A 23,731-nucleotide genomic window follows, 5' to 3' on the forward strand; every position below is an offset into this window, starting at 1 on the left:
TTTATGCGAACTGAAATAGCAACTCTCGGCGAGTTCGGTCTGATCGACCGCCTCACCGAGGGAATTAAACCAGAAAACGAATCAACCAAATACGGAGTGGGTGATGATGCCGCCGTCCTCTCCTACCCTTCGGAGAAACAAATATTAGTAACAACCGACTTATTAATGGAAGGTGTCCACTTCGACCTGACTTACGTCCCTCTGAAACATCTGGGATATAAATCGGCCGTAGTCAATTTCTCCGATATTTATGCAATGAATGGTACTCCGCGACAGATTACCGTATCGCTCGCTCTCTCCAAACGCTTCAGCGTAGAGGACATGGAAGAGCTTTATTCAGGCATTCGTCTGGCATGCCAACAGTATCATGTTGACATTATCGGAGGCGATACATCCTCTTCTCTTACGGGACTTGCCATCAGCATCACCTGTATCGGAGATGCTGACAAAGATAAAGTAGTCTACCGCAACGGAGCCAAAGAAACAGACTTGATTTGTGTCAGCGGTGACTTGGGTGCCGCATATATGGGGCTACAACTTCTGGAACGTGAAAAAACAGTACTAAAAGGCGAAAAGGATGTCCAACCGGACTTCACCGGCAAAGAATACTTGCTGGAACGCCAGTTGAAACCGGAAGCCCGTAAAGATATCATCGAAAAACTGGCGGCTGCCAACATTGTCCCCACATCCATGATGGACATCTCCGATGGCCTGTCATCCGAATTAATGCATATCTGCAAACAAAGTAATACCGGATGCCGTGTCTATGAGGAACATATTCCTATTGACTATCAGACGGCTGTCATGGCAGAAGAATTCAACATGAACCTGACTACTTGTGCTATGAATGGCGGTGAAGATTATGAATTGCTTTTCACTGTCCCCATTGCCGATCATGAGAAAGTATCACAGATGGAGGGAATCCGCCTCATCGGGCATATCACCAAACCCGAACTCGGTTGCGCATTGATTACCCGTGACGGACAAGAGTTTGAATTGAAAGCTCAGGGATGGAATCCGCTAAAAGAAGATAAATAGATTTTCTCAGTTATATACTGAAAAATATTTCATTCCATACAACACTGATAATAAGCAAAGTAGCTTTTTATCAGTGTTTTTTATTTATAGAACCCTTGCAGAATCCAAAAGTTTAACTACCTTTGCAACCGCAAAAGAGAAACAACTGAGTTGAATTAGCCTTACGGTGCCATAGCTCAGTTGGTAGAGCAAAGGACTGAAAATCCTTGTGTCCCCGGTTCGATTCCTGGTGGCACCACTATCAACTCAGTAACAAAAATCCCTTGAACTTCAAAAGTTCAAGGGATTTTTGTTTTATCTCTTTTCTTATTCACTCTATCGGTGTTTAAGTACACACATGGCTTCCATCAGCATACAACCGGTCAGATGCGATGTCAATCCCACACTCTCATCATCAGCAGGTGCTTTTCTCCAACGACCGCTATATAACATAGTCTTCTGATTCACTCCCTGTTCTGCCATAACCGTAGCACAATGAGTTATGTAGTCGCGAAACTTATTATAATTGGCACTATCCAGTGCAGGGTCATTAATCAGTTTCACAAAATAACGGAAGAAGATGCCATGAAACAAGCCACCGTCACCACCTTCTGCATCGGAGAGTACACCTTCATTTGTCGACAGATGGTCAATCACAAAATTGGCCGCTTTTACTGCATCTGCCAGATATTGCTTATCGCCGGTAATCTTATACAGTTCATGAGCTGCTCCCAAGAAAGTACCTGAGTTGTACGAAAATACCCATTTGGTAATCTTGCCTTCTCCATTCATGTTGTCATACACTGCCCCCGTCTGACGGTCGAACAAGTTATTCTTCTCCCATGTATATATTTTAATGGCCTCATTCAGATAAGCCTGTTTGGGTTTTCCGGCCTTTTTGCCCATAGCATCATAAAAATTATACAACCGGGCAGCAATAAGGGCAGCAGGACCATTGGAACAAGCGTTCTTAGATTTTGCCACATCCGTCTTCCAAGTAATGCCACCAAACCACGGAGCCTCATCTTCCGGTCCCCAAGTAGACCAAACCCAATCATCGTAGGTCTGTCTCGCCTTTTTCAGATACTTGGTATTCTTAGTGCTTTCAAACATGCGAATCTGTGCCAGAGCAATCCATTCCATATCGTCTACAAACACATTCCACCATGGGTCTTCCTCTCTGCCCGCAAAATTGAATTTCGGTGCACCTTCCCACCATAACGGGTATATATTCAAATACTGTTTGCTTCCGGTACGCATATATGCATCTACCATGACATCCATAGCATGTGCCTGTGGCCAATAATGATTGGTAGTCATATTGGAAAGATCACTGCCATAATTAAAATAAAACCGATTCTCATACCCTTTGAAGTTTGCGCCCCAAAAATGCTTGATAAGGGCTTGCGACATACCATCTGCCATTTTCTGCCAATAAACAGATGTCTTTTCCACCGGACTTGCTGTAGTTTTTTCTACAATTACAGCATTGCTTCCTCCTGTCTCCGCAGAGAGCTGCAAAGTCAAACTGAGAAAAAATACCGTAATCAATAAGTTCTTCATGTTTTCTGCGTTTAAAAGTTAATAATATTTCAGACTCAGCGGGCAAAGGTATGAAATAGTAGAGATAATGAATCATTATTTCTTGCCATTTTTGTACGATATACTGCATTCTTCTTCCGGTTACCCTCCGTTCCCCTGTCTGCCTGCAATACTATTTTTACGCATAGAAAATGTAGGTGTGTCAAAAGTAACTAAACTCTCCTCCTTCGGGAAGGAGGAGTACCCGTAGGGGGAGGTGGTAGGTGAATATATAAGCTATTGATATTCAACTGTGAAGTACACCTACCACCCCGGCTTTCAGCCACCCCTCCTTCCTGAAGGAGGGGAATTTAGTTACTTTTGACACACCCTCGTTGTTATTTTAATTCTCCACCGGTTTCTTTTCGAGACAGATATTGACCGCATTCATTCCTTTCACACCACGTTCAAGATCGAATGTTACAATATTACCTTCCGAGATATTACCAACGACATTATTAACATGGAAAAAGTACTTATCAACTCCGGCAAGGTCCTTTATAAAACCAAAGCCTCTTGCCTCATTAAAGAATTCAACTCTCCCTCTCAATATAACGGGTTCCTCGTCTTCTTTCTTCGGAGTTGCAATGATTATCTCATCCAGGTTTATCTCTTCCTTTTTGATGTTTTCAGCCGGAGGAGTCGAAGTAATCATTCCATTCTCGTCCACATAAGCAATCATATCATCGAAGCTGCTTTTGCTGGATAACTTCTTGCTATCCTTTTTCTTTTGTTTTTCTTCTCGTTTAGCGAGTCTCTTTTTTTCATTTTCACGTTTACCTACCGTAATGGATTTTGCCATAGAACTTATATTTAATTTATACTATATTTTAATGAATAATGTAAGGGAATGACCTTAAATTGTAAAATCAGCCCTATTTAGTTTTTTGCCTGTCAATTTCTGAATATCATTAATCAATTTGCGTTCTTCCTGAGAGCAGAATGTAAGTGCCGTACCTGCATTTCCAGCTCTTCCCGTACGCCCGATTCGGTGTACATATGTCTCGGGAACATCAGGAAGATCATAATTGATAACCAACGGCAGTTCATTAATATCAATTCCCCGGGAAGCGATATCAGTGGCAACCATCACTCGCGTCTTACCCGACTTGAAGTTGCCCAATGCGGACTGCCGTGCCGCCTGACTCTTATTTCCATGAATAGCCTGGCTGCCAATGCCGGCTTTACCCAATATTTTAACTATCTTATCAGCATTATGCTTGGTACGCGAAAAGATAAGTACCGACTGGTCATCCGATTTTTGCAAAATTGAAATCAGCAACAGGCTCTTTTCTTTCTTCTCTACAAAGTAAACCAACTGCTTTATAGAATCTACCGTTGATGATTTCGGTGTAACATAAATCTTCACCGGATTCTTCAACAAGGAATTAGTCAGAGCAATAATCGTATCAGGCATCGTAGCCGAAAAGAACAACGTTTGCTTTTCTTTCGGAAGCTTCGGCAATATCCGTTTAATATCATGAATAAAGCCCATATCAAGCATACGGTCTGCTTCGTCCAGAACAAAATACTGAATATTATCCAATCGTATATGTCCTTGATTCATCAAATCGAGCAGACGCCCCGGAGTAGCAACCAGAATATCGATTCCTTTATGCAACATATCCACTTGCGGACGTTGATTCACGCCTCCGAAGATGACTCCGTGACGGATACGTGTATACTTTGAATAATCTTCAATACATTCACTGATTTGCAATGCGAGTTCGCGGGTAGGAGTCAAAATCAGAGCTTTGATTCCCGAACGCTTGCCTTCTCCCTTATTGAGATGCAAATGTTGTATAATAGGTATTGCAAAAGAAGCAGTCTTTCCGGTTCCAGTCTGCGCACAGCCTAAAATGTCTTTTTTTGCCAATGCTACAGGAATCGCTTTCTCCTGAATAGGAGTAGGTACTGTATATCCTTTTTCTTCAATTGCTTTTAAAATAGGTTCGGTTATATTTAATTCTTTAAATGTCATAAATGTTATTTTTGCTGTTTCAGCACAGCGGTTAATTTTACATATAGTAAGAGAGCACGCCACATTCAATACTGAATATGCAAGGTCTCCGATATTAAACCAGTTTGTGAGTCGCTAAGAAAAACTCGCGTTCCAGTGTATTCATCACTTCTTTCACACTGCTTATTTTATCTGCGAGAAAGGCGTTGCTACCGGCAAAAGCATAACCTTTTTTCATATTTCCTTTGGCCGCATTATACAGCGCCTTAATAATGCAATAAGGACTTTTTGTATAGTCACACGTCTTAATGCAATGGAATGAGCATTTCCTCGGCTTTTCCAGACCATTATTCACACTATGAATAAATTCTCCGTCAATAGCCCGTCCCGGCATTCCGACAGGACTTTCAATAATAAGAACATCTTCGGATTTGGAGTGAATATACACTTCTTTGAAAGTTTCCGAAGCATCACATTCAAGAGTTGTCACGAAAATACTTCCCATCTGCACTCCCGAAGCTCCCAGTTCCATAAAGTGCGCAATATCTTCACCTGTCGAAATTCCACCGGCGGCAATCACCGGAATATGTTTCTGTTCTTTATAACTGGCCGTAATCGCCACCACTTCGGGAATCAATACATCCAACGCATAATTATGGTCTTGCAGCTGTTCTTTCTTAAACCCCAGATGCCCTCCGGCTTTGGGACCTTCTACCACTATCGCATCCGGCAGATAGTTATAATTCTTTTGCCATTTGTCACAGATTATTTTGGCAGCTCTTGAAGAAGATACAATAGGTACTAATTTCGTAATACTGCCCGTAGTCAAATAGGAAGGCAAATCAAGTGGAAGTCCGGCACCGGAAAATATCACATCAATCTTTTCATTAATCGCAGTACGCACCATATCAGCATAATTCGATAAGGCCACCATGACATTCACACCAATAATACCTTTTGTTTTCATGCGTGATTTGCGAATCTCTTCTTTCAGGCCGCTGATGCATTTTTCTGTATAAGTGCCTTTTTCTTTGGGATAAAGCAACCCCAGACCTGCACACGATATAACTCCCACTCCCCCTTCGTTTGCTACTGCTGACGCCAGACCGGATAATGATATCCCAACTCCCATTCCACCTTGTATAACAGGTACTTTTATTTCAATATTTCCTATAAAAAATGATTTCATATATTTTATTCTGTGCTTAGCCATTTCAAAATCAGCACACTCCGAACATACTCTATTCAAGTATTCAAAGTCGCCTTCCTCATTGGCTGTTCGCTTGATTGGATATTATTTATTAAACTCTCACTCCTGTTTCTTCCAAGAGCATTGTATTACAAAAAAGTCTAATAATCTATTGTCAGAATGGAAAGTGCAGGATTATATACTCCTGATATTGCGCATAAAAGAGGCAGAATTAGCAGAACTTAAATGTAAAATGATTTTTCGTCTTCTCTGTATAACAGAAATTCCTCCGTTGAATCATGAAACGGTAATAGTCTATATAAAAGCAGAAGACATTATCTTCTGCTTTTATTTATTCTGATATTAATATCTTCTTGAATTGTTATAACCACCTCCACGGTTACTACCGTATGACGGTTTTTCAGCGCGAGGACGTGCAACGCTCACTGAAATAACCTTCTGGTCATATTCAACTCCGTTCAATTCGTCAATAGCTTTTTGTCCTTCCGCATCATTCGTCATTTCTACGAAAGCGAATCCTCTGGATCTGCCGGTTTCTCTATCAAAAATAACTTTGGCTGAAGAAACTTCTCCATACTCTGCAAATAAATTTGTCAAGTCAGCATCATTTGTGCCATAACTTAAACCTGAAATGTAAATGTTCATCTAAAATTTTATTAAAAATAAATACTAATTTGGAGTGAGGAGGATAATTACAGAAGAGGACTACTTACTAATAATATATTATAAAGAAGAACTACACAATAATGATTCGTGACTCAAACTCTGGGAACAAAGATAACACAATTAATTAGATAACTATCTTTTTATTATTTATTTTTCAAGAGATGTTCAATAATTATCATTTGTTAGCACGATTATTGTGTGGAAACAATAAGAATAAGCAAATCTCTACTTCTTCCTTGATAATATCACGGATTATATCTACTTTTGTCATACTTCAATCAGAAAAACAGCTCCATACATGCGGGAAATCAAGCTAACAGATATCACACGGGAAGAATTGTGGGCAAAGCAACGTTTGTCCTTTACCGATATCGACTATGCCGTGTGGGAACGGAATAAATCCATGCTTCATCAATTCTCGAAGATGAACCGGAACTGTACATTCGTAGTAGACGTATATAAATGCAGATATGCCTATGCTTCTCCGAACTTTGTAGATTTACTGGGATATGATGCCCACAAGATAGCAACATTGGAAAGGCAAGGTGATTATCTGGAATCGCGCATCCATCCCGACGACCGCGAGCAATTGCTCACCTTACAAATAAAATTAAGTCAGTTTATATATAGTTTGCCTCCGGAACAACGAAATGACTATTCTAATATTTACAGTTTTCGTGTTCTCAATGCGAGGCAACAATACGTGCGTGTTGTCAGCAGGCATCAGGTTCTGGAGCAGACCATCGATGGAAAAGCATGGCTGGTAATCGGGAATATGGATATCTCACCTGATCAACAAGAGGCCGAAACGGTAGACTGTACTGTACTCAATCTGAAAAATGGAGAGATGTTCTCTCCTTCTCCGTCACTGCAGACCTTCAGCCCTCTCACCAAACGGGAAGCTGAAATTTTACGCCTGATCCAAAAAGGACTGTTAAGTAAAGAAATAGCAGACAGACTGTGTGTCAGCATTCATACCGTCAATATTCACCGACAGAATCTATTACGGAAATTAGGAGTACAAAATTCCATTGAAGCCATCCGAATAGGATATGAGACGGGAATATTAAGCTGATTAAGGCATCCATTCCAGCACTCCTCCCACCGGATGCTCTTTTCGCCATTCTTCAAACCCGGCATAGGTCCGTACTCCATCCCGTATGACAGCCTGATAATATTCTATCCCCATAATCTTTTCACTTTCGGGTGTCTCATTTTTCAATTGAAGAATTGTCCGCTTAGTCTCATCTGTCAAGACGGAAGAAATACGTTCGGCTACTTTCTCAAAATATCCATCGTATCGGGAACCTTTCCGGATATGTATCATATCAATTTGCCAGAGTGCATTCTCCGAATCCTGATACCAGGCATGCCATTCAACACACGCCTCAACAGTATGCAACAGATTCACGCACTCTATCTTCTTCACTGACGTGTTTTCCGCCAGCTTCGCCATCGCCCTGAAACTATCGGTTAAACTTAAAGAAGACGTATATATATGAAAATCAATATCCCGGTGTTTCATCAGCAACCCCATACGAAGAGAACCAACCAGATTAACCTGTGCACCAATGCTTTCCCATATCGGGATAACATTGACTTTCTCTATTATTTCCCATGCTTTCTGCTGATTTCGTCTTGCAATATCGAGGATATCCATCTTTTTTCTTGATTATAATGAGCACGCAAAAATAAGAAAAAGGCTTCATATATAGCTATAAATAACTATTTAATACCCCATCGGATCTAGCTAACTTTGCCACCCTTTCAATCAACTTTTAATACCCAAACTGAATTTATATATGATATTCAACGAAACAGAAGAGCAGGAAAAAGCATATTTGCAACAGGTGCTCAATATCATCCATGATACGATAAACAGCACGGACAAGTCAGTTAAAGAGCACATAGATACTCTGCAGGAATACAAAGATTATCTATGGTCCAATAAAGACATCGATCCTCATGAAATCCGTTCCATGCGTGAAAGTATACTGAATCATTTTGCACGAGGCGAAAATGTGATAGACAAACGCAATCGCCTGAGTAAGATATTGGATATTCCTTACTTCGGACGAATCGACTTTAAGGAAAATGGAAGCAGCAGCAAAAAACTTCCTGTATATATAGGTATACACACATTCTACGATTTCAAAAACAAAAGAAATCTGATATATGATTGGCGGTCACCTATTTCGGGTATGTTTTATGACTATGAGTCAGGTGAGGCCACTTATTCTTCTCCGTCAGGTGAAGTGCATGGAGAGATTTCACTCAAGCGTCAGTACCGCATTCGCAAAGGTAAGATGGAATATATGATTGAAAGTTCCGTCACTGTTCATGATGATATCCTGCAAAAAGAGCTCTGTTCCAATGCAGACGACAAGATGAAAAACATCGTTATGACCATCCAACGCGAACAAAACCGGATTATCCGCAACGAAGATACGCCCGTACTCATCATACAGGGAGTCGCCGGCTCGGGAAAAACGTCTATTGCCTTACACCGTATTGCTTACTTGCTCTATGCACAAAAAGGAAAAATTTCATCCAAAGATATTCTGATCATCTCACCTAATAAAGTATTTGCCGATTACATATCCAATGTCCTTCCGGAACTTGGTGAAACGACTGTACCGGAAACCAGCATGGAACAGATTCTCTCCACCGTCCTCGATAACAAATATAAGTATCAGAATTTCTTCGGACAAGTTTCGGAACTACTGGAAAAGTCGGCTCCGGATTTTATCGAACGGATACAATACAAAGCTTCTTTCGAATTTGTTTCCCGACTCGACAAATTCATCCTCCATATGGAAAATCACTATTTCAGAGCGACTGATGTAAAACTCACCAAGTATATCACTATTCCCGCAGAATTCGTAGGGGAACAGTTCAAACGATTCCATCGTTACCCCATACGCCAACGATTTGAAACCATGACAGATTACATTCTGGAAATGATGAAAATCCAGTATAACCTTACAGTGACTACCGCTGAGAAAAATCTGCTGAGAAAAGAAATTAAGAATATGTTTTCAGGAAATAACGACCTCCAGATCTATAAAGACTTTTTCGAATGGGCCGGAAAACCTGAAATGTTCAAGATGCGAAAGAATCGTATGCTGGAATATGCAGATATGGCTCCCCTGGCTTATCTGCATCTCGCATTGGATGGGAATAGAACTCAAACTCATATCAGGCATCTTCTGATAGATGAAATGCAGGACTATTCTCCCATACAATACAAGGTGATCCAAAAACTTTATCCCTGCCGGAAAACAATTCTTGGAGATGCTTCTCAATCTGTCAATCCCTATGGTTCTTCAACTGCTGCCATGATTCAAAAAGCTTTTACCACCGGAGAAGTAATGAAACTATGTAAGAGTTACCGCTCTACTTTTGAAATTACCAGTCTGGCGCAGAAAATTCAGGCAAACAATGAACTGGAACCCATTATGCGACATGGAGAACAACCTGAAATTCTTCCATTCAAGAATACAGAAGAAGAAACGACAGGCATTGTTAATTTGATATCGGACTTCGGAAACTCCGGATATACATCTTTGGGAATAATCTGTAAAACAGAAACTCAGGCAAAAGCACTTGCCCAGAAACTCCAAGTCCATACAGATAACATATCGCTTTTGTCAAGTCTAAGTTCAACTTATACAAAAGGCATTGTTGTCACTTCCGCACACATGGCAAAAGGGTTGGAATTTGATAAAGTAATCGTTCCACAAGCTGATAATCAGAATTATCATTCCACCATAGATAAGAGTATGCTTTATGTGGCGGTGACAAGGGCGATGCATAAAATCACATTGACCTATAGCGGGATACCCAATCGGTTCATCGAATAATTCCCATCAAGATGGTGGTTATTTGCCCGTTTACCGCTTCTTTGCATATAGTATACCCTGGCTTAACCTGTTTATCAACTAAAGTTTGTGTATTAACTAACTGACATTTTCATCGTTCCACCTGGGTGAACAGATCATTGCACCCGGATGAACTGACCTGTCCACCTAGGTGATAAGGACTGTTCATCCGGGTGGAACGATGAAGAGGTCAGTTAGATAACACAATAATATATATAGGATAACGTATGGGATACAGTGACTTAACATACAAACAACAGATGGCTTTAAACAGATATAACAGACCACACCTTATGTACTTACTATGATGTGAGAGATAGGAATGAGAGATAATCGAAAACAGGTGGTTTTTGATGAAAAAACGATGAGAGACACCTGTTCGGAAAGGTATCTCTCATTCATTATATTAATGATTGTCAGCATACTAGATAGCCTACAGTGAGACCGTGAGACTAAAATTATTTTTTAAGCATTACTAAAGATGTTTATTTCTCCAATATTATAAGGTATTTCTTACCTGAAAATACAAGGATCAATTTCTTTGGTTTAACCTATCTGATATTGTTATCAATAACATTATCAGAATTGCAGGTTGTTATCGATGTCGTCGTCTTTATAACTACAGAGTCGCCTTCCGTGTTAGGTGCCCCATAAACAATCATAGAGCCATACTTTGCTCCAGCCATTCTTCTCATAGCAAATTTCGAATGACTTGTTTCTACTCCGGTAACAGACACTTGAGGATTAGATGCCATCACTCCATCCGGTAAGGCAAAGTTTACTGTTACTCTATAGTCTGTATCTTCCTCTACACACTTCAACTTAGGCAATTCTTTTATAGTCCGGAGTACCTCTTGATCTAAATCAGGACAAATCCCTTTGAGAATCCTGCTATTTGTTACTTTTCCATTTTTTGTCAAAGTAAAATCCACTATCATATCCCCCTGACTCTTATTCTCAATTGCTTTTGGCAAATAATTAATGTTTTTCCCTAGAAAAGTAAATATAGCTGGTATACTTCCTGGAGAATAAGAGACAGCATCAACCAAAGAATCCGATTTTATTTGAGAAATGATAACCGTATCATTTATCATACCCGATGTCATGAAAGTATGAACACCTGCCTTGTCTGCACAGTCCTGTGCCTGGACAGGAGTGTAAGCAACCACCAATAAAGCAACAACTGGAAACAGCAAAAAAAATAAATTCTTCACTCCAGTTTTTAATAATTTCATTTTGTAAATCATAAGAATGTTTTTTTAATGTGATACATTGAAAATATTTAGAATCTATGCTATAGCCTATATTTGTAGACACAACTTGCTCATTAACAAGGGTAAATAAGAATCACTGATTGGAATCAGAGCACCTCCGATACGAATCCTTTTCCGCTCGATATAATTAATATGAGATAATGAAATAATATAGGAACGGTGCACACGACAAAAATTTCCCCCAAGACATTCCTCAAAACGTTTCAGACTCACTTGCGAAAGTATAGGCTTTCCTTCTGTCCGATGTACCTTAATATAATCTCCGCCGTATCCTTCCAAATATAAAATATCTTCCTGATTAAGACGCACAATCCGAGTTCCCTCACGAAGAAAAACAGGTTGTGCAACTTGTTTATTGCTTAGCTGTGCACTGACTTCAGCCAAGATTCGGTTTATCTGTTCCAGATATTCCATCAAATCATTGAGTGTAGTAACATCCCCGTCAAAAGTGATACATTTCAGCATAACATCTTGTTTTAATTGTTCTGGTTTCCAGATACAAATTAAAGGAAAACATTCATAGACTAAAGTTAAACACCGGCCAACGGGGATTCTTCGCAGGTGAACAGGACAGCAGTTTAAGGTGAACAGTTTCAGTATTCTTCCTGCATAAGCCACTTCTTAAATATCGGAGTCTTCACCTTACTAATGATGATACGCTCCGGAACAGGCAAAAGTAAGTTGACAGAAAGCCGGTTACCCAACCAAAGATTTACATCTCTGATGGATTTACGGGATATAATAAATTGACGATTAGCACGAAAGAAAAAGCGCTGGTCTAATTGTTCGCCAAGCGTATCCAGCGTACGGTCTACAGGGTGCTTTTTCCCATCAAAGGTATAGGCGGTAACTTTCTCCCGGGCAGTATAGAAATAATAGATATCATCTATCGAAAGCGGATAAAACTTATCAGCAAGCATAATCAGTAGCTTTCTCACTTCACAACGATTTTTAATGGCAGAATTAGTTCTCTGAATATGCTCCTCCCGTTCTGCAGGATTGAAAAGAAAAAACTTATTCAAAGCATGTTCCAGCGAATTGAGAGTCACAGGTTTCAACAAATAATCAATGCTACTGACCCGGAAAGCTTCTAAAGCGTATTCGTCATAAGCAGTGGTAAACACCACCGGAGCCACAATATCTACCTGTTCGAAGATCTTAAACGCCAATCCATCCGCCAGATGAATATCCATAAAAATAAGATCCGGCTGTAACGAGCATTGAAACCACTCCACACTATCTTCAATACTTTCCAATTCCGCAATCACTTCTATTTCAACCACCGAATTTTGCTGTAAAACAGCCTTCAAACTACTCAAAGCTGCCGTCTCGTCTTCAATAATTATCGCTTTCATAATTTATTTCAATACATTTAATAAAGGCAGGGAGACTGTAAAAACTCCATTAGAATCGTCTATCTGTATATTCCTGCCGACCAACATCTCATAGCGCCCCTGGAGATTCTTAAGACCTATCCCATTGCAAACGCGCTCTTCTATTTTGGGTTGAATATGATTAGAGACCACAAGTAAATTTTCTGACGTAGTATAAATTTCAATGCGCAAAGGATGTTGCATACTGATAATATTATGCTTAACTGCATTTTCAATCAGTGGAAGCAGACTGAGAATAGGAAGACGCTTCTGCAGACAGATTTCGGCAACCTGAATAGAGAAAAACAATTTATTCTCATACCTCACACCAAGTAAATAAGTATATGCCTTGATAAATTGTAGTTCTTCATCAAGAGTCACCAACGTCTTATGATTACTTTGCAAAATGTACCTGAAAACATTGGATAAACCATCCAGATATTCAAGTGTCCTTTCCCGCTCTCCTATACGAATCAGCGAATTTAGTCCGTTCAATGAATTAAAGAAAAAATGCGGATTGATTTGCCCCATCAAAGCATTATATGAATTTTGTAGTTTCTCAATTTTTATCTTTTCATATTCTAGTTTCATCTCCTGCTTTTTATCTAAAAGATGGAGTAAAAGCATAGTTAACATAATAGTCAACAAAACAAAGATATGCTCTATCAACAATGGACTGGGATAAGAATCTGTGGAAAATACAGCATTGACCCCTACCCGAACCTTATCATGATACACTACAGAATCGGGAGGTACATCCAGCGTCTTTGCGGTAGCCTTTGTTATTAAAACCGAACGTTCCGCATAAGGATGAGAACCGGATACATTATTATATATTTTCCCTATAACTAATTTATTTAAGACAGGATATAGCCTGATTAACCCCAAAGCAACAACTAACACAATTCCCATTGTAAAGCCTATCACCTTTATTTCTTCACGCCTGAATATTTTATTCCCCCACTTGTACACCCACCTATAAAGAAGAAATAATGCGAAAGAAAAAACGAAAAACCAGAAAACAGAGAACCATAGTTCATATTTTTCCCATTCAAAAGAAAAGCCGGCCACTTTTGAGTCCATCATCAGATTATAACGACGTATCAACAATGTAAAATTGGCAAAAAGAGAAAGAATCACCGATATGGTGAACCCAATAAAAAATTCATTTCTTGTCGATCGCAGCATAATCTTGTTTGTTTTTTAACCCCACAAAAATAATCAATCCGCCCACTTTATCTTAAACAAGCCGGCGAAACGGACAAAACAGGCGGTAAACCGCCCTATTCTTATGAGTAAATGAAATTTCGGGCGCTATATTGCATCGCATATTACAAATAAGTCCTATTTCGTTCATTTAAGTTTTCCCTTATAGAATATCTCGTTCAACGCAAAAGAAACTGTAATACCTACAACATCCCGATTTAATGCTCCTTTTCTCAGTTGTGTCCGGTCATAAAAAACAGCAGCATCAATTCTTCCTCTAAATACAGGTAAACTCAATCCTGCATTCAATCGTAAAGAAAATCCCGGATTCCCATTAATTTCCATATACGAATTAGAAATATTGACTCCGGTTTTATAAGCTACTCGTTTCCAAAAACTGTCTGAAGGGTAACCGTTCGGAAAATAACAAATTCCGATACGACATTCGTTTACATCCCGAAATTTGATCCGGCTATCTACGGATGTCAAAGAACTATATTGCTGAAAAGCATAATCCATCGCATACGTACATTTCTTATACTGTACAGCCCCTCCTATTCCAAAATATTGAGGCAAACTCTGTTTCTGACTTTTTTGCTTCTTTTTATCTTGTGTCTTGTCATTTACTATATACTTCCGATTAGTTATATTCAGTTTCTGCCGATAACCATAAACAACTCCCCATGTATAAGACAAATCATGAGTCAATGCACGATGATACTGAATCCCCAAATTGGCATAAAGCGATCGCGCATGCATCCTTTTTTCAACGACCAGATCACTTTGCAGTTCAGACAATACAATGTTGCCAAACAGATAACTGATATTCGCTCCCAACGACCAATGCCGAGATAAAAGATAAGCATTAGACCAACTTACCTTTGATATTCCACCACTTCCCGTAAATGCAGCAGCATAACTTTCATGAGGAGCTCCTTCTATTGGTTGAGAAGAGTGAAAATAATAGCCAACTGAGCTATAGGGAGTCAGACTCACTGCCATATACCATCGTGGAATAACCCGCCCTCCCAGCATTAAAGCAGAGAAACTTCCGGTAAAAGCCTGATTAGAACTGCTTCCGGAAGTATATGATTCATTTTTTGCGAATATAGAGAGCTCTGTCAATAACCGTTTACTGTCTAATGCTGTCAATCCTGCCGGATTTTCGATATTTATCAGCGTAGAATTTCGCATCCCATAAGAAACACCACCCATAGCTGCATTTTGGCCGTAAAGTCCGGATTCCAGTTCACCTATACCGAACATGGAGTAAGGCGATGAAGTCATTACGTTCTGTGTCTGTGCTTTTAATGTAATCAACAAAAAAAAAGTTATGCAGTTAATAGCTTTCATATATTTTGTAATTTAGTTGTAATAAAATAGGATTTTGTCCATTGGGGGCACTGAAAGTCAGATTCTTCAATGTCTTGGTATAATCATCACTATTGAATACCAACTGAAGATTATGTTTGTATTTTCCGGAAGCTCCCAACTCTTCTTTCATAAATTGAGTCACATCAAAATAATAATATGTATTTCCGAGGAATAAATCATCCTTTACCAACTTTCCTCCCTGCACCTGCTTTCCTAAATAGTCCTTCACAGCATCAGTCACTACATTATTTTCATCTGCTATGTACAAAAAGATACTATCCGGTAATGCGTTAAAATCCGAATAAGTTCCATATTCAGGATATATCTTCAATCCTGCTTTCTCAATATGCACATATTCTCCCTGCTCCATTATATTGTTCAGATAAGGAAACTCAAGACGGGTATACCACCCGATGCCGGCAAACAACAGTCCCCGATTTCCCAAATCCGCTGAAGGTATTTCTACTTTTTTCAACGGATAAGGTTCCATAGGAGTATCACGCCGATCATGTGTCAACTGATTAAATTGTGTGGCAGTATTTGGCGAAAAGACTAATTGCTGATGATTCTCATAACCTCCTTCAATATGATAATGCAACACTAAGGCCGACAATGAATCTGAAACCTGAAAGCCCAATAATGAATAACTCTGTACATCGGGGACTATTACAATTCCTTTAAAATAATCCTCAAAATGATTGACAGCAACTGATTCATCATGATTGTGAAAGCGAGTAAGCAAGTCTTTCCCCAGCTTATCCGGCAAACGAATTTCCAATTTTTCAGCAACATTAGGCCTGGGCATAAAAGAGTAAACTGCCAAGGGTTCGGACTCATAAACAAATGAAGAATTATTGTACAAATAACCATTATCATTCAACATTATTTTTTCAGAAAGCAAATGAATCGAATATTGTTGCAACAAAGTAGTATCTCCCACAAAACTACTATTACCCGAAAGTACCAGCATCAATGAATCAAACAACACCGTTACATCTGCTTCCGTCGAATATTCCGGACGCAAATAAGGAATGTAACTGGCAGCTGAAACCTTCCCCCATACCGGATGCAAGTATCTGCCTGCCAGGACAACTTGTTTTCCGGAGGTTTCTAAAGAGTCTATCAAAACAGCAGTTGTGATAATTGAACTTGTGTCCATCCTTATATTACGTAAATCTGAATCAACTAACCTGTCCCCAAAAGTATTGTGCTCATCATAGCACGATATCACTCCTAAAAATGTGACTAAACAAAAGCCAATAACAATCAACAATTTATGCATAGTACTTTTTTAAGGGCAAAAGAGAGAATTACTATTCAACCATACAATTTTAACCCGTCAATCCACTCATATCTCCCCGGGAATATATCATTCATAAAGGCAAAACCTGTTTTTAAATATTGCCAGTCAATTCACCTGCCTGTATACTCTGTTTACGGTGCAAATCAGCAGTCTCACCGATTCAATTTGTCAGTCACATGAAAGCCTTGTTCTTTTGCACCCATAAATATAATATGAATATACAGGATGAAACATCAAAATTTATTAGTACTCTTGATAACAATCTTTTCTGTTATCACTATTTCTTGTAGCAACGACGAGGAAGACGAAGATTTAATGGGTAAATGGTATCGCGTGTCCGACTTTGACGGTTTGGCACGCGGGGAAGCAACCTCTTTCACTATTGGCAATAAGGGATATCTAACTGGTGGATATGACGGCAGAAAACATCTTAATGACCTTTGGGAATACGATATGGAACTTGATTTCTGGACACAAAAAGCTTCTTTTCCAGGAACTCCCCGCAGCTCAGCCACAGCTTTCTCTATAGATACTAAAGGATATTTCGGTACAGGTTATGACGGAAAAAACTATTTCAAGGATTTTTGGGAGTATAATCCGGAAACAAATGTATGGAGTTCGAAAACTGATTATCCGGGAAGCGCCCGCAATGATGCTACAGCATTCGGATTGTCAGACAAAGGATACCTGGGCAGCGGATATGACGGGAACTACCTGAAAGACTTCTACAGCTATACCCCGCTAACTGACACATGGGAACAAATTGTGAGCCTGGGAGGCAGCAAGCGTCGGGGAGCCGCCAGCTTTGTGATAGATAATATTGCTTATGTTTGCGCCGGATACAATAATGGTGAATATGTGAAAGATTTCTGGAAATATGATCCTTCTCAAAAACGCTGGATTCAACTCCGCGATATTTCAGATACATCCGATGCGACATACGATAATAAATATAACAGTATAACACGAATTTATGGAGTCGCTTTTGTTATTGACGGACAGGCTTATCTGACCTGCGGTGGAGCTCCTGACTTACGCAGCAATACATGGAAATACTCTCCTGCTACTGATTTATGGGAAGAGGTTGCCAAGTTCAAAGGCGCTCCCCGCACAGCAACTGCTTCCTTCTCCAATAATGACAAAGGATTTATTGTAACAGGCAAAAGCAGCACATACCGCTTTGATGATATTTGGGAACTGCATCCCTATGAATATGAAGACAATGATGCATATGAAAACCGTAACTAGCACGCTTTGGATTAGTCTGTTGTCATTGCTAATCATCATTCTTCTTCATCACTCAATTTTAATAATTGAAGATGAAGAAGAACCAAAAGCTGAATTAGAAATATTTCAATCAGAAAATGGCTGGGGATATCAAATCGTCATAAAGCAGAAGGTATTGATATACCAGCCCACTATTCCGGCCATTGATACGGTAGCTCCTTTCCCTGACGAGATAAGTACACGAAAAGTGGGAATCTTAGTCCTAAAACGATTCAACGCCCACTCTGATTTTTCCGTATCAAAGGAAGATGTTCTTCAACGTTTACCTGCTAATTTCTATTTTGTAGATAAATAAGATCTATAATATTTTATATTTTAGAGAATAAGACAAGAAAATCCTATTCTCTAATTGTATATTCCACAATTACTCTACGCTATTTACCAGTAAGAAAAAACTAATTAAATAAATCCAAATTATACATAAGATATTTAGTCTTAGCTTCATAAGAACTCAATCGTTTTATTTTTTCCTCCACTGTTTCATTAGGAAATATTATTTCATGACTATCTTTATCATATTTATATAGCACCTCAGCTGGAATAACATATACAGATTCAGGATTATCATTAGACCATCCAAAACCAAAAACATAGAATAATTCTTTTATAGGGTGTTTCCATTCGCTGTTTCTCATGTACTCTTCATACTTTTCTATATTTTTCTTGTCAAGACGAAAGTCTTTTTTACTTCTCCATTTACATTCTACAGCTATTATTTCTTCGGACTTATAATTTAAACTATTCTTCTTCCCAATACATTTTAATAATAAATCTGGAGAGGAAGAAGATAATGGACAATAACCATCAATATATTTATCTCCCCTCCATTCTAGAAACTGCCAAAAAGGATCTCCATTATTTGAATTGTTATAAGTAATCTTACTTATATTAGAACTTTTTACAACCCACTCTTCAAACCTATCTCCATAATATTTATTTTTATCCCTTCCTTTATAATACTTGAAAGCAGCTACAAATTCATTTTTAATTCTATCGAAAAATTCATCTAAACGTTCCATATATACAAAACTTTTTCTATTATTATATCCTGTTCATGTCTCATAAACACTGAACGACCAAAAAATCGTCTATTGTTTAACGACACAAAAATACAAAATTATTATTTTACACAGTTACAAATTTACTATAATTTGGTGTGACACACTTATCTCTAAAGATTTACCATTTCAAACAAAGCCTGATAAGTAGATGTACACAGAAATTCCACAAAGCAGGTCAAGGATTGTTGGGTGGTAACAGAAAAGTCACTCAACTGACCATTCCGGCAAATGTGACACAGATTAATTTTTCAGCATTCAATAACACAGGTATCAAAGAAGTCAAGGTAGAAGGGATAACACCCCCACAAGTATTTGAAAAGATATGGTACGGATTTCCGGATGACATTACTGTCATTCGTGTTCCCGCCGAATCTGTAGAGAAATATAAAACCGCAGCCGGTTGGCAAGACTACACAAACAAAATACAAGCGTCCTGATGATTTATCTGAATTTTCGGTTATCATCGTAAAAGTCGATTCCACATCCACTTTTTTTGATGATAATCGGAAATTCTTTTTTATTCGGTTTCTGTCAGATATATTCAGTAAATATTCCGCTATATATTCTTCTTTACTCCCAAATACTGTTCTATTTTCCAGTTTTATTCTTTATCTTTGACGCAATAAAACTACTTCGAATTCACAAATATAGAAAACGGCAAGAGGATGCCAGACATATAGTTATGACTATACTAATTATTATAGCTGTAGTAGTAGTGATTTTCATCGCTATTTACAACTCACTGGTGCGAAAAAGAAATGAGACGGAAAATGCTTTCGCAGCCATCGACGTAATGCTGAAAAAGAGATACGACTTGATTCCTAATCTGGTAACTACAGTCAAAGAATATGCAGAACATGAAAAAAGCACATTCGCACAGATTACGGAAATGCGCAACAAGTCGTACGCATCTTTCTCTAATCAGGATAAAGAAAATCTGGACTCTGCTTTCTCACAAGCCTGTACACACTTTTTTGCCATTGCAGAAAACTATCCGCAACTGAAAGCGTCTGAAAACTTCGAACAGTTACAACGTGCGCTTAACGAAACTGAAGAGCAGCTTTCGGCGGCACGCCGAACCTTTAACGCTTGCGTCACTGACTATAATAATGCAGTACAGACTTTCCCGTCAAATCTGTTGGCCGGTATGTTTGGTTTCACACGCAAAAACGTATTCTCCATTTCCGAACAGGAACGTACTGTTCCGAATGTGAATAACTTGTTGAATCAGTAAAAAACAATATATAATATGGCAGAAAGTCCGCAATTTGAGACATTGGTACAAAGTCTTTCCTCTACTCTGCAAAGTCTTGAACAAAAACGCAAAGAACTAAAGAAGCAGGGACATTCCACCGGGACATGGGCAGGAGGAATTGTTTTTGTGATTGGTATTGCATTTTCACTTTATATCAATGTCGCACTCATTGGAATTGGCATTGCAGCAGGTATTGCTTTGTTGATATATTACAGTTGTGTAAATGCCAAATCACAGGAGCTATCCTCCTATTATAAACAGGAAGTAATCGCACAAATATTACAATCTTTTTGTGAAAATGCCGTCTTCACCCCCGAAGAGGGAATCAAAGAAAGTACATTCCGAAACTGTGCCCTGTTCACTTCTCCCGACCGTTATCACACAGAAGATCTGATACAGGGACGTGTAGGAAAAACGGACTTCTGCTGTGCGGAAATTCATGCCGAAGAAAGAAAAACACGTGTCAATTCAAAAGGGCAGACAAGTCACTATTGGGTAGATATCTTTAAAGGTTTCTTTTTCATTGCCGATTTTCAGAAAGACTTTCAGGGCCATACCACTATCTTAAGGAACAGTCTTTTCAAACTAAGCTCCAGCGGTTCGCGGGTGAAACTGGAAAATCCGGATTTCGAGAAAACATTCGATGTTTACTCTACAGACCAGATTGAAGCACGCTACCTTCTTTCTCCTTCAATGATGGAACGACTTCTTGCACTAGACAGAGAATTCAATAGAAACATAACAATTAGTTTCAGAGATTCAAATATCCTGATAGCCATTCCCGAATCAAGAAATCATTTTGAAGCCAGCATCTGGAAACCGATGGATGACCTTAGCCAGCTCAAAAACGATTTCAGCATGATTCATGCATTGGTCTCTATTGTAGAGGACTTAAATCTTAATACACGAATCTGGAGCAAAAAATAAAAACGAATCAGCAGAAACAGAACCCGTTTTATATGTCGGACTTTATAGAGGTTTGATTGATACTTCTATAGAGCTTCTGCAACTCAAATCTCCCCGTTGACGCCTAATCCAAATAAAGCAAAATCACCCAGACAGGGATCATCCGGAAAGACTTCAGCCAATGCAGCAGTAATCCGACGAGCATTCTTCAGAGAAAAAGTTTCCATATCCGTCAACTTGAAGTAATAAGCTACCCTACAGACATGAGTATCTAACGGAACAATCAGGTCTTTACGGTCAAAACTCTCCCAAATGCCCAAATCAACCTCTGAATCCCGACGAATCATCCAACGTAAAAACATATTCAGTTTCTTTTGAGGACTTTTGGCAGAAACTTCAAGAAATGCACATAACTTCTCCATAGGTATTCCGGAATATACCTTCAAAGCATCTTCCAAAGTTCCGAACTGCGTATAGGCCGTATATAACCGACGGAAGTATCCATGAAAATCAGCATACGACAGCATCCGATAAAAACTATGGGTTGCCCCGGAAGGAAAATCTTCCTCCCACCGGCGGGATAATACATATTGATAAGGTGAAGTTCCCATTAGCTTATGCAGTTCTTCCGCTTTCTTCAATATCTGCTTGCGATTGCCAAAACTCATAATTGCCGTCAGCAGTCCGCTAATCTCTATATCTTGTTTCAGCGTATAACGATGAGGGAACTGCACCGGATCACTTGCAATAAAGCCTGCACAATGGTACACCTCTGAACACATCAAAAGTTTATTCTTTATATCTTCAGTCATTTCGAGAAAGTATCAATCATTGAAAGTACAAAAGTACATATTCCGTTTGGATTTCCTCTTCAAGTACAGAATGGATTGTATTCCCAATAGAATAACGAACAGATATTCTGCCGTCATATACACCCACAAAGATGCATGAAAACACTCGCTCAGCAGATATAGATAAATCAGATAGATCAGGATAGTAGCCAGTTGAAAGACAAAGGCAAGTCTTGTCTTTCCCGTACCTGTAACAGCATTGATATAAACATATCCGGGCAATGCAAACACATAATTCAACAACATGACTATAAAAGGCCAAAAAGCAAGTTTGACTAAATAATCGTTATTCGTATAAAATGCGATGATCCATTGATTGCCCCAAAGAGCTGTCAGTATCAATGGAAGCCCCACCATATAGCCTAATCTGAGAACTTTGCGACAAACAGGAAAAAGTTCCTTCCCCTGTCCTGCCCCGATCAGATTGCTGACTAACGATCCAGTAGTAGAAGCGAAAGAATTGACTATCACAAAAAAGAGGGTAGACACACTCCGGGTAATATTGGAAATAGCAAGTTCTGTCTTCCCCAAATGTTCAATAGCCACAAAAAACAGAAACCAGGGAGCGACACTGATAAAAGCATGAAGCATACTCCATACGGACAGTTGTAGTAGTTTCATCAGCAATCTGCCATCATAGACGGCACTCAGACCATATTTTTTCTTATCTACCGTTTTACACATATATAACAAGAGTATGAGAAACGCTCCAAACTCAGCAATGGAGGACGCCATAGCTGCTCCGGATATGCCCATATCTAGTTTGAATATCAGTAAATAGTTGAAAGGGATATTGATACAGACTGCCGTAAGGGCTGCTCCGGAGAGGGCTTTAGTATTCGTGATCCCAACCAGGAAAGCCCGGAAAGCTAAGAAAGGAAACGAAAACAACAGTCCGAAACTACGCCAGTCCAGGTAACGGATCACAGCCTGATAAATTTCATCAGAAGTAATCAGCCGTTGCAGAATAAACGGAGAAACAAGCTGTATCAACAGGCAAAGCATGATTGCCATCGCCATCAGAAAGTATAATCCCTGAAAGAAGGTGCTCCCTGTTTCTTTGTAATGTTGCTCCCCATTTCTTCGGGCAATCATAACCTGCAGACCAATGCTGAATCCAAATCCCAGCATATAAATCGCTAAATAATATATTCCCGCAAGTGCGGATGCTCCCAATTCGATTTCTCCTACGTGTCCCAAAAAGACAGCATCGGTAATGTTGATTAATTGCTCCATCAGAATGCTCATCATCACAGGAAAGTTGATGAGCCATATTTGCTTATACGTATATTTCATTGCTCAACTAAAAATAGCACGATACAGCATACTACACTCATAGCAGTACACAGTTTCGTAAATTCATAAAAATGGATATAAAAACTCTTTGGCAAGCGGGTCGTTGCTTACCGGATAGCTGAATAGCCTGATTAGAAAGGATGCTATTCGTTGAGCGTAGCTATATACAGAGTTTCATAAATAGATGGATATACTGTCAGTTCATTAATCACGCTACAAAGATAGTCATT

22 protein-coding genes, 1 tRNA gene and 1 pseudogene are annotated in these 23,731 nt (G+C 39.2%); 9 read left to right on the plus strand and 15 right to left on the minus strand.

Annotated elements, in window-relative coordinates:
- Nucleotides 1-3 precede the first annotated feature (3 nt).
- Both thiL and ACHLI0_RS07675 read left to right on the plus strand, forming a co-directional pair.
- A complete protein-coding gene (gene thiL, locus ACHLI0_RS07670; protein WP_008765468.1) occupies nucleotides 4-1,038 on the plus strand; it encodes a thiamine-phosphate kinase in 1,035 nt (344 codons plus the stop codon).
- 165 nt (nucleotides 1,039-1,203) lie between these two features.
- Nucleotides 1,204-1,276: transfer RNA gene (locus tag ACHLI0_RS07675), tRNA-Phe, on the plus strand.
- 77 nt (nucleotides 1,277-1,353) lie between these two features.
- Here ACHLI0_RS07675 and ACHLI0_RS07680 read toward each other — a convergent pair.
- The 5 genes from ACHLI0_RS07680 to rbpB all read right to left on the minus strand — a co-directional run bounded on the left by ACHLI0_RS07680 (nucleotide 1,354) and on the right by rbpB (nucleotide 6,413).
- On the minus strand, nucleotides 1,354-2,580 hold the full coding sequence (locus ACHLI0_RS07680; protein WP_234141757.1) for a glycoside hydrolase family 76 protein: 1,227 nt from the start codon (nucleotides 2,578-2,580) through the stop codon (nucleotides 1,354-1,356).
- Nucleotides 2,581-2,941: 361 nt separating this feature from the next.
- Nucleotides 2,942-3,400 (minus strand): cold shock domain-containing protein, encoded by a 459-nt coding sequence (locus ACHLI0_RS07685; protein ID WP_008765470.1) that lies wholly within the window; start codon nucleotides 3,398-3,400, stop codon nucleotides 2,942-2,944.
- Nucleotides 3,401-3,454: 54 nt separating this feature from the next.
- Nucleotides 3,455-4,579 carry a DEAD/DEAH box helicase gene (locus tag ACHLI0_RS07690; RefSeq protein ID WP_490748812.1) on the minus strand — a complete coding sequence of 375 codons (1,125 nt, stop codon included), beginning with the start codon at nucleotides 4,577-4,579 and terminating at the stop codon, nucleotides 3,455-3,457.
- A gap of 94 nt (nucleotides 4,580-4,673) precedes the next feature.
- Nucleotides 4,674-5,747 (minus strand): NAD(P)H-dependent flavin oxidoreductase, encoded by a 1,074-nt coding sequence (locus ACHLI0_RS07695; protein WP_490748814.1) that lies wholly within the window; start codon nucleotides 5,745-5,747, stop codon nucleotides 4,674-4,676.
- A 363-nt stretch (nucleotides 5,748-6,110) separates the two neighbouring features.
- Entirely contained in the window at nucleotides 6,111-6,413 is a 303-nt protein-coding gene (rbpB, locus tag ACHLI0_RS07700) for an RNA-binding protein RbpB (protein ID WP_022470649.1), read from the minus strand.
- A 319-nt stretch (nucleotides 6,414-6,732) separates the two neighbouring features.
- Between rbpB and ACHLI0_RS07705 the strand changes: the two genes are divergently transcribed.
- Nucleotides 6,733-7,509, plus strand: coding sequence for a helix-turn-helix transcriptional regulator (locus tag ACHLI0_RS07705; protein ID WP_195381072.1), 777 nt, complete (start codon nucleotides 6,733-6,735; stop codon nucleotides 7,507-7,509).
- Here the strand turns inward: ACHLI0_RS07705 and ACHLI0_RS07710 are convergent, their stop codons facing one another.
- The gene (locus ACHLI0_RS07710; protein ID WP_490748817.1) at nucleotides 7,510-8,094 is read right to left on the minus strand and encodes a phosphoglycerate mutase family protein; all 585 of its coding nucleotides are present in this window, start codon (nucleotides 8,092-8,094) and stop codon (nucleotides 7,510-7,512) included. It abuts the gene before it with no gap.
- A gap of 142 nt (nucleotides 8,095-8,236) precedes the next feature.
- On the opposite strand from ACHLI0_RS07710, the gene ACHLI0_RS07715 reads away from it, so the two are divergent.
- Nucleotides 8,237-10,297 carry a HelD family protein gene (locus ACHLI0_RS07715; RefSeq protein ID WP_490748819.1) on the plus strand — a complete coding sequence of 687 codons (2,061 nt, stop codon included), beginning with the start codon at nucleotides 8,237-8,239 and terminating at the stop codon, nucleotides 10,295-10,297.
- A gap of 569 nt (nucleotides 10,298-10,866) precedes the next feature.
- On the opposite strand, the gene ACHLI0_RS07720 is transcribed toward ACHLI0_RS07715, so the two are convergent.
- The 6 genes from ACHLI0_RS07720 to ACHLI0_RS07745 form a co-directional block, all read right to left on the minus strand.
- Entirely contained in the window at nucleotides 10,867-11,562 is a 696-nt protein-coding gene (locus ACHLI0_RS07720) for a TonB family protein (RefSeq protein ID WP_234140902.1), read from the minus strand.
- A gap of 54 nt (nucleotides 11,563-11,616) precedes the next feature.
- The gene (locus tag ACHLI0_RS07725; protein ID WP_022470643.1) at nucleotides 11,617-12,054 is read right to left on the minus strand and encodes a LytR/AlgR family response regulator transcription factor; all 438 of its coding nucleotides are present in this window, start codon (nucleotides 12,052-12,054) and stop codon (nucleotides 11,617-11,619) included.
- Between the two features lie 128 nt (nucleotides 12,055-12,182).
- Entirely contained in the window at nucleotides 12,183-12,944 is a 762-nt protein-coding gene (locus ACHLI0_RS07730) for a LytR/AlgR family response regulator transcription factor (RefSeq protein ID WP_490748822.1), read from the minus strand.
- A gap of 3 nt (nucleotides 12,945-12,947) precedes the next feature.
- Nucleotides 12,948-14,150 carry a sensor histidine kinase gene (locus ACHLI0_RS07735; protein ID WP_490748823.1) on the minus strand — a complete coding sequence of 401 codons (1,203 nt, stop codon included), beginning with the start codon at nucleotides 14,148-14,150 and terminating at the stop codon, nucleotides 12,948-12,950.
- A gap of 165 nt (nucleotides 14,151-14,315) precedes the next feature.
- On the minus strand, nucleotides 14,316-15,521 hold the full coding sequence (gene bamG / locus ACHLI0_RS07740; protein ID WP_490748825.1) for a BamG family beta-barrel-assembly machinery protein: 1,206 nt from the start codon (nucleotides 15,519-15,521) through the stop codon (nucleotides 14,316-14,318).
- On the minus strand, nucleotides 15,508-16,824 hold the full coding sequence (locus tag ACHLI0_RS07745; protein ID WP_490748827.1) for a DUF4270 family protein: 1,317 nt from the start codon (nucleotides 16,822-16,824) through the stop codon (nucleotides 15,508-15,510). The genes bamG and ACHLI0_RS07745 overlap by 14 nt, the downstream gene beginning before the upstream one ends.
- A gap of 246 nt (nucleotides 16,825-17,070) precedes the next feature.
- Between ACHLI0_RS07745 and ACHLI0_RS07750 the strand changes: the two genes are divergently transcribed.
- Nucleotides 17,071-18,093 (plus strand): Kelch repeat-containing protein, encoded by a 1,023-nt coding sequence (locus ACHLI0_RS07750; RefSeq protein ID WP_490748828.1) that lies wholly within the window; start codon nucleotides 17,071-17,073, stop codon nucleotides 18,091-18,093.
- Entirely contained in the window at nucleotides 18,077-18,427 is a 351-nt protein-coding gene (locus tag ACHLI0_RS07755; protein WP_490748829.1) for a DUF4907 domain-containing protein, read from the plus strand. The genes ACHLI0_RS07750 and ACHLI0_RS07755 overlap by 17 nt, the downstream gene beginning before the upstream one ends.
- A gap of 100 nt (nucleotides 18,428-18,527) precedes the next feature.
- On the opposite strand, the gene ACHLI0_RS07760 is transcribed toward ACHLI0_RS07755, so the two are convergent.
- A complete protein-coding gene (locus ACHLI0_RS07760; RefSeq protein ID WP_258973297.1) occupies nucleotides 18,528-19,151 on the minus strand; it encodes a hypothetical protein in 624 nt (207 codons plus the stop codon).
- 215 nt (nucleotides 19,152-19,366) lie between these two features.
- On the opposite strand from ACHLI0_RS07760, the pseudogene ACHLI0_RS07765 reads away from it, so the two are divergent.
- The 3 genes and pseudogenes from ACHLI0_RS07765 to ACHLI0_RS07775 form a co-directional block, all read left to right on the plus strand.
- Nucleotides 19,367-19,630, plus strand: a pseudogene (locus ACHLI0_RS07765) (leucine-rich repeat domain-containing protein); the annotation flags it as partial.
- A 245-nt stretch (nucleotides 19,631-19,875) separates the two neighbouring features.
- Entirely contained in the window at nucleotides 19,876-20,427 is a 552-nt protein-coding gene (locus ACHLI0_RS07770) for a LemA family protein (protein ID WP_055220211.1), read from the plus strand.
- A gap of 15 nt (nucleotides 20,428-20,442) precedes the next feature.
- Nucleotides 20,443-21,375: a DUF3137 domain-containing protein gene (locus ACHLI0_RS07775; RefSeq protein ID WP_072067427.1), complete on the plus strand. Its 933-nt coding sequence runs from the start codon at nucleotides 20,443-20,445 to the stop codon at nucleotides 21,373-21,375.
- 83 nt (nucleotides 21,376-21,458) lie between these two features.
- On the opposite strand, the gene ACHLI0_RS07780 is transcribed toward ACHLI0_RS07775, so the two are convergent.
- Together ACHLI0_RS07780 and ACHLI0_RS07785 are read right to left on the minus strand one after the other, a co-directional pair.
- Complete coding sequence (locus tag ACHLI0_RS07780) at nucleotides 21,459-22,166, minus strand: TIGR02757 family protein (RefSeq protein WP_490748831.1); 708 nt, start codon at nucleotides 22,164-22,166, stop codon at nucleotides 21,459-21,461.
- 12 nt (nucleotides 22,167-22,178) lie between these two features.
- Nucleotides 22,179-23,501, minus strand: a complete 1,323-nt coding sequence (locus ACHLI0_RS07785; RefSeq protein ID WP_490748832.1) for an MATE family efflux transporter — start codon at nucleotides 23,499-23,501, stop codon at nucleotides 22,179-22,181.
- Nucleotides 23,502-23,731: the final 230 nt, after the last annotated feature.

The organism is Bacteroides sp. RCH18, from assembly GCF_058231005.1.

What these genes read in the sequence shown, in the direction of transcription:
- thiL (WP_008765468.1), top strand. Translation starts at nt 4, where the DNA reads ATGCGAACTGAAATAGCAACTCTCGGCGAGTTCGGTCTGATCGACCGC.
- ACHLI0_RS07680 (WP_234141757.1), bottom strand. Translation starts at nt 2,580, where the DNA reads ATGAAGAACTTATTGATTACGGTATTTTTTCTCAGTTTGACTTTGCAG.
- ACHLI0_RS07685 (WP_008765470.1), bottom strand. Translation starts at nt 3,400, where the DNA reads ATGGCAAAATCCATTACGGTAGGTAAACGTGAAAATGAAAAAAAGAGA.
- ACHLI0_RS07690 (WP_490748812.1), bottom strand. Translation starts at nt 4,579, where the DNA reads ATGACATTTAAAGAATTAAATATAACCGAACCTATTTTAAAAGCAATT.
- ACHLI0_RS07695 (WP_490748814.1), bottom strand. Translation starts at nt 5,747, where the DNA reads ATGAAATCATTTTTTATAGGAAATATTGAAATAAAAGTACCTGTTATA.
- rbpB (WP_022470649.1), bottom strand. Translation starts at nt 6,413, where the DNA reads ATGAACATTTACATTTCAGGTTTAAGTTATGGCACAAATGATGCTGAC.
- ACHLI0_RS07705 (WP_195381072.1), top strand. Translation starts at nt 6,733, where the DNA reads ATGCGGGAAATCAAGCTAACAGATATCACACGGGAAGAATTGTGGGCA.
- ACHLI0_RS07710 (WP_490748817.1), bottom strand. Translation starts at nt 8,094, where the DNA reads ATGGATATCCTCGATATTGCAAGACGAAATCAGCAGAAAGCATGGGAA.
- ACHLI0_RS07715 (WP_490748819.1), top strand. Translation starts at nt 8,237, where the DNA reads ATGATATTCAACGAAACAGAAGAGCAGGAAAAAGCATATTTGCAACAG.
- ACHLI0_RS07720 (WP_234140902.1), bottom strand. Translation starts at nt 11,562, where the DNA reads ATGATTTACAAAATGAAATTATTAAAAACTGGAGTGAAGAATTTATTT.
- ACHLI0_RS07725 (WP_022470643.1), bottom strand. Translation starts at nt 12,054, where the DNA reads ATGCTGAAATGTATCACTTTTGACGGGGATGTTACTACACTCAATGAT.
- ACHLI0_RS07730 (WP_490748822.1), bottom strand. Translation starts at nt 12,944, where the DNA reads ATGAAAGCGATAATTATTGAAGACGAGACGGCAGCTTTGAGTAGTTTG.
- ACHLI0_RS07735 (WP_490748823.1), bottom strand. Translation starts at nt 14,150, where the DNA reads ATGCTGCGATCGACAAGAAATGAATTTTTTATTGGGTTCACCATATCG.
- bamG (WP_490748825.1), bottom strand. Translation starts at nt 15,521, where the DNA reads ATGAAAGCTATTAACTGCATAACTTTTTTTTTGTTGATTACATTAAAA.
- ACHLI0_RS07745 (WP_490748827.1), bottom strand. Translation starts at nt 16,824, where the DNA reads ATGCATAAATTGTTGATTGTTATTGGCTTTTGTTTAGTCACATTTTTA.
- ACHLI0_RS07750 (WP_490748828.1), top strand. Translation starts at nt 17,071, where the DNA reads ATGAAACATCAAAATTTATTAGTACTCTTGATAACAATCTTTTCTGTT.
- ACHLI0_RS07755 (WP_490748829.1), top strand. Translation starts at nt 18,077, where the DNA reads ATGAAAACCGTAACTAGCACGCTTTGGATTAGTCTGTTGTCATTGCTA.
- ACHLI0_RS07760 (WP_258973297.1), bottom strand. Translation starts at nt 19,151, where the DNA reads ATGGAACGTTTAGATGAATTTTTCGATAGAATTAAAAATGAATTTGTA.
- ACHLI0_RS07770 (WP_055220211.1), top strand. Translation starts at nt 19,876, where the DNA reads ATGACTATACTAATTATTATAGCTGTAGTAGTAGTGATTTTCATCGCT.
- ACHLI0_RS07775 (WP_072067427.1), top strand. Translation starts at nt 20,443, where the DNA reads ATGGCAGAAAGTCCGCAATTTGAGACATTGGTACAAAGTCTTTCCTCT.
- ACHLI0_RS07780 (WP_490748831.1), bottom strand. Translation starts at nt 22,166, where the DNA reads ATGACTGAAGATATAAAGAATAAACTTTTGATGTGTTCAGAGGTGTAC.
- ACHLI0_RS07785 (WP_490748832.1), bottom strand. Translation starts at nt 23,501, where the DNA reads ATGAAATATACGTATAAGCAAATATGGCTCATCAACTTTCCTGTGATG.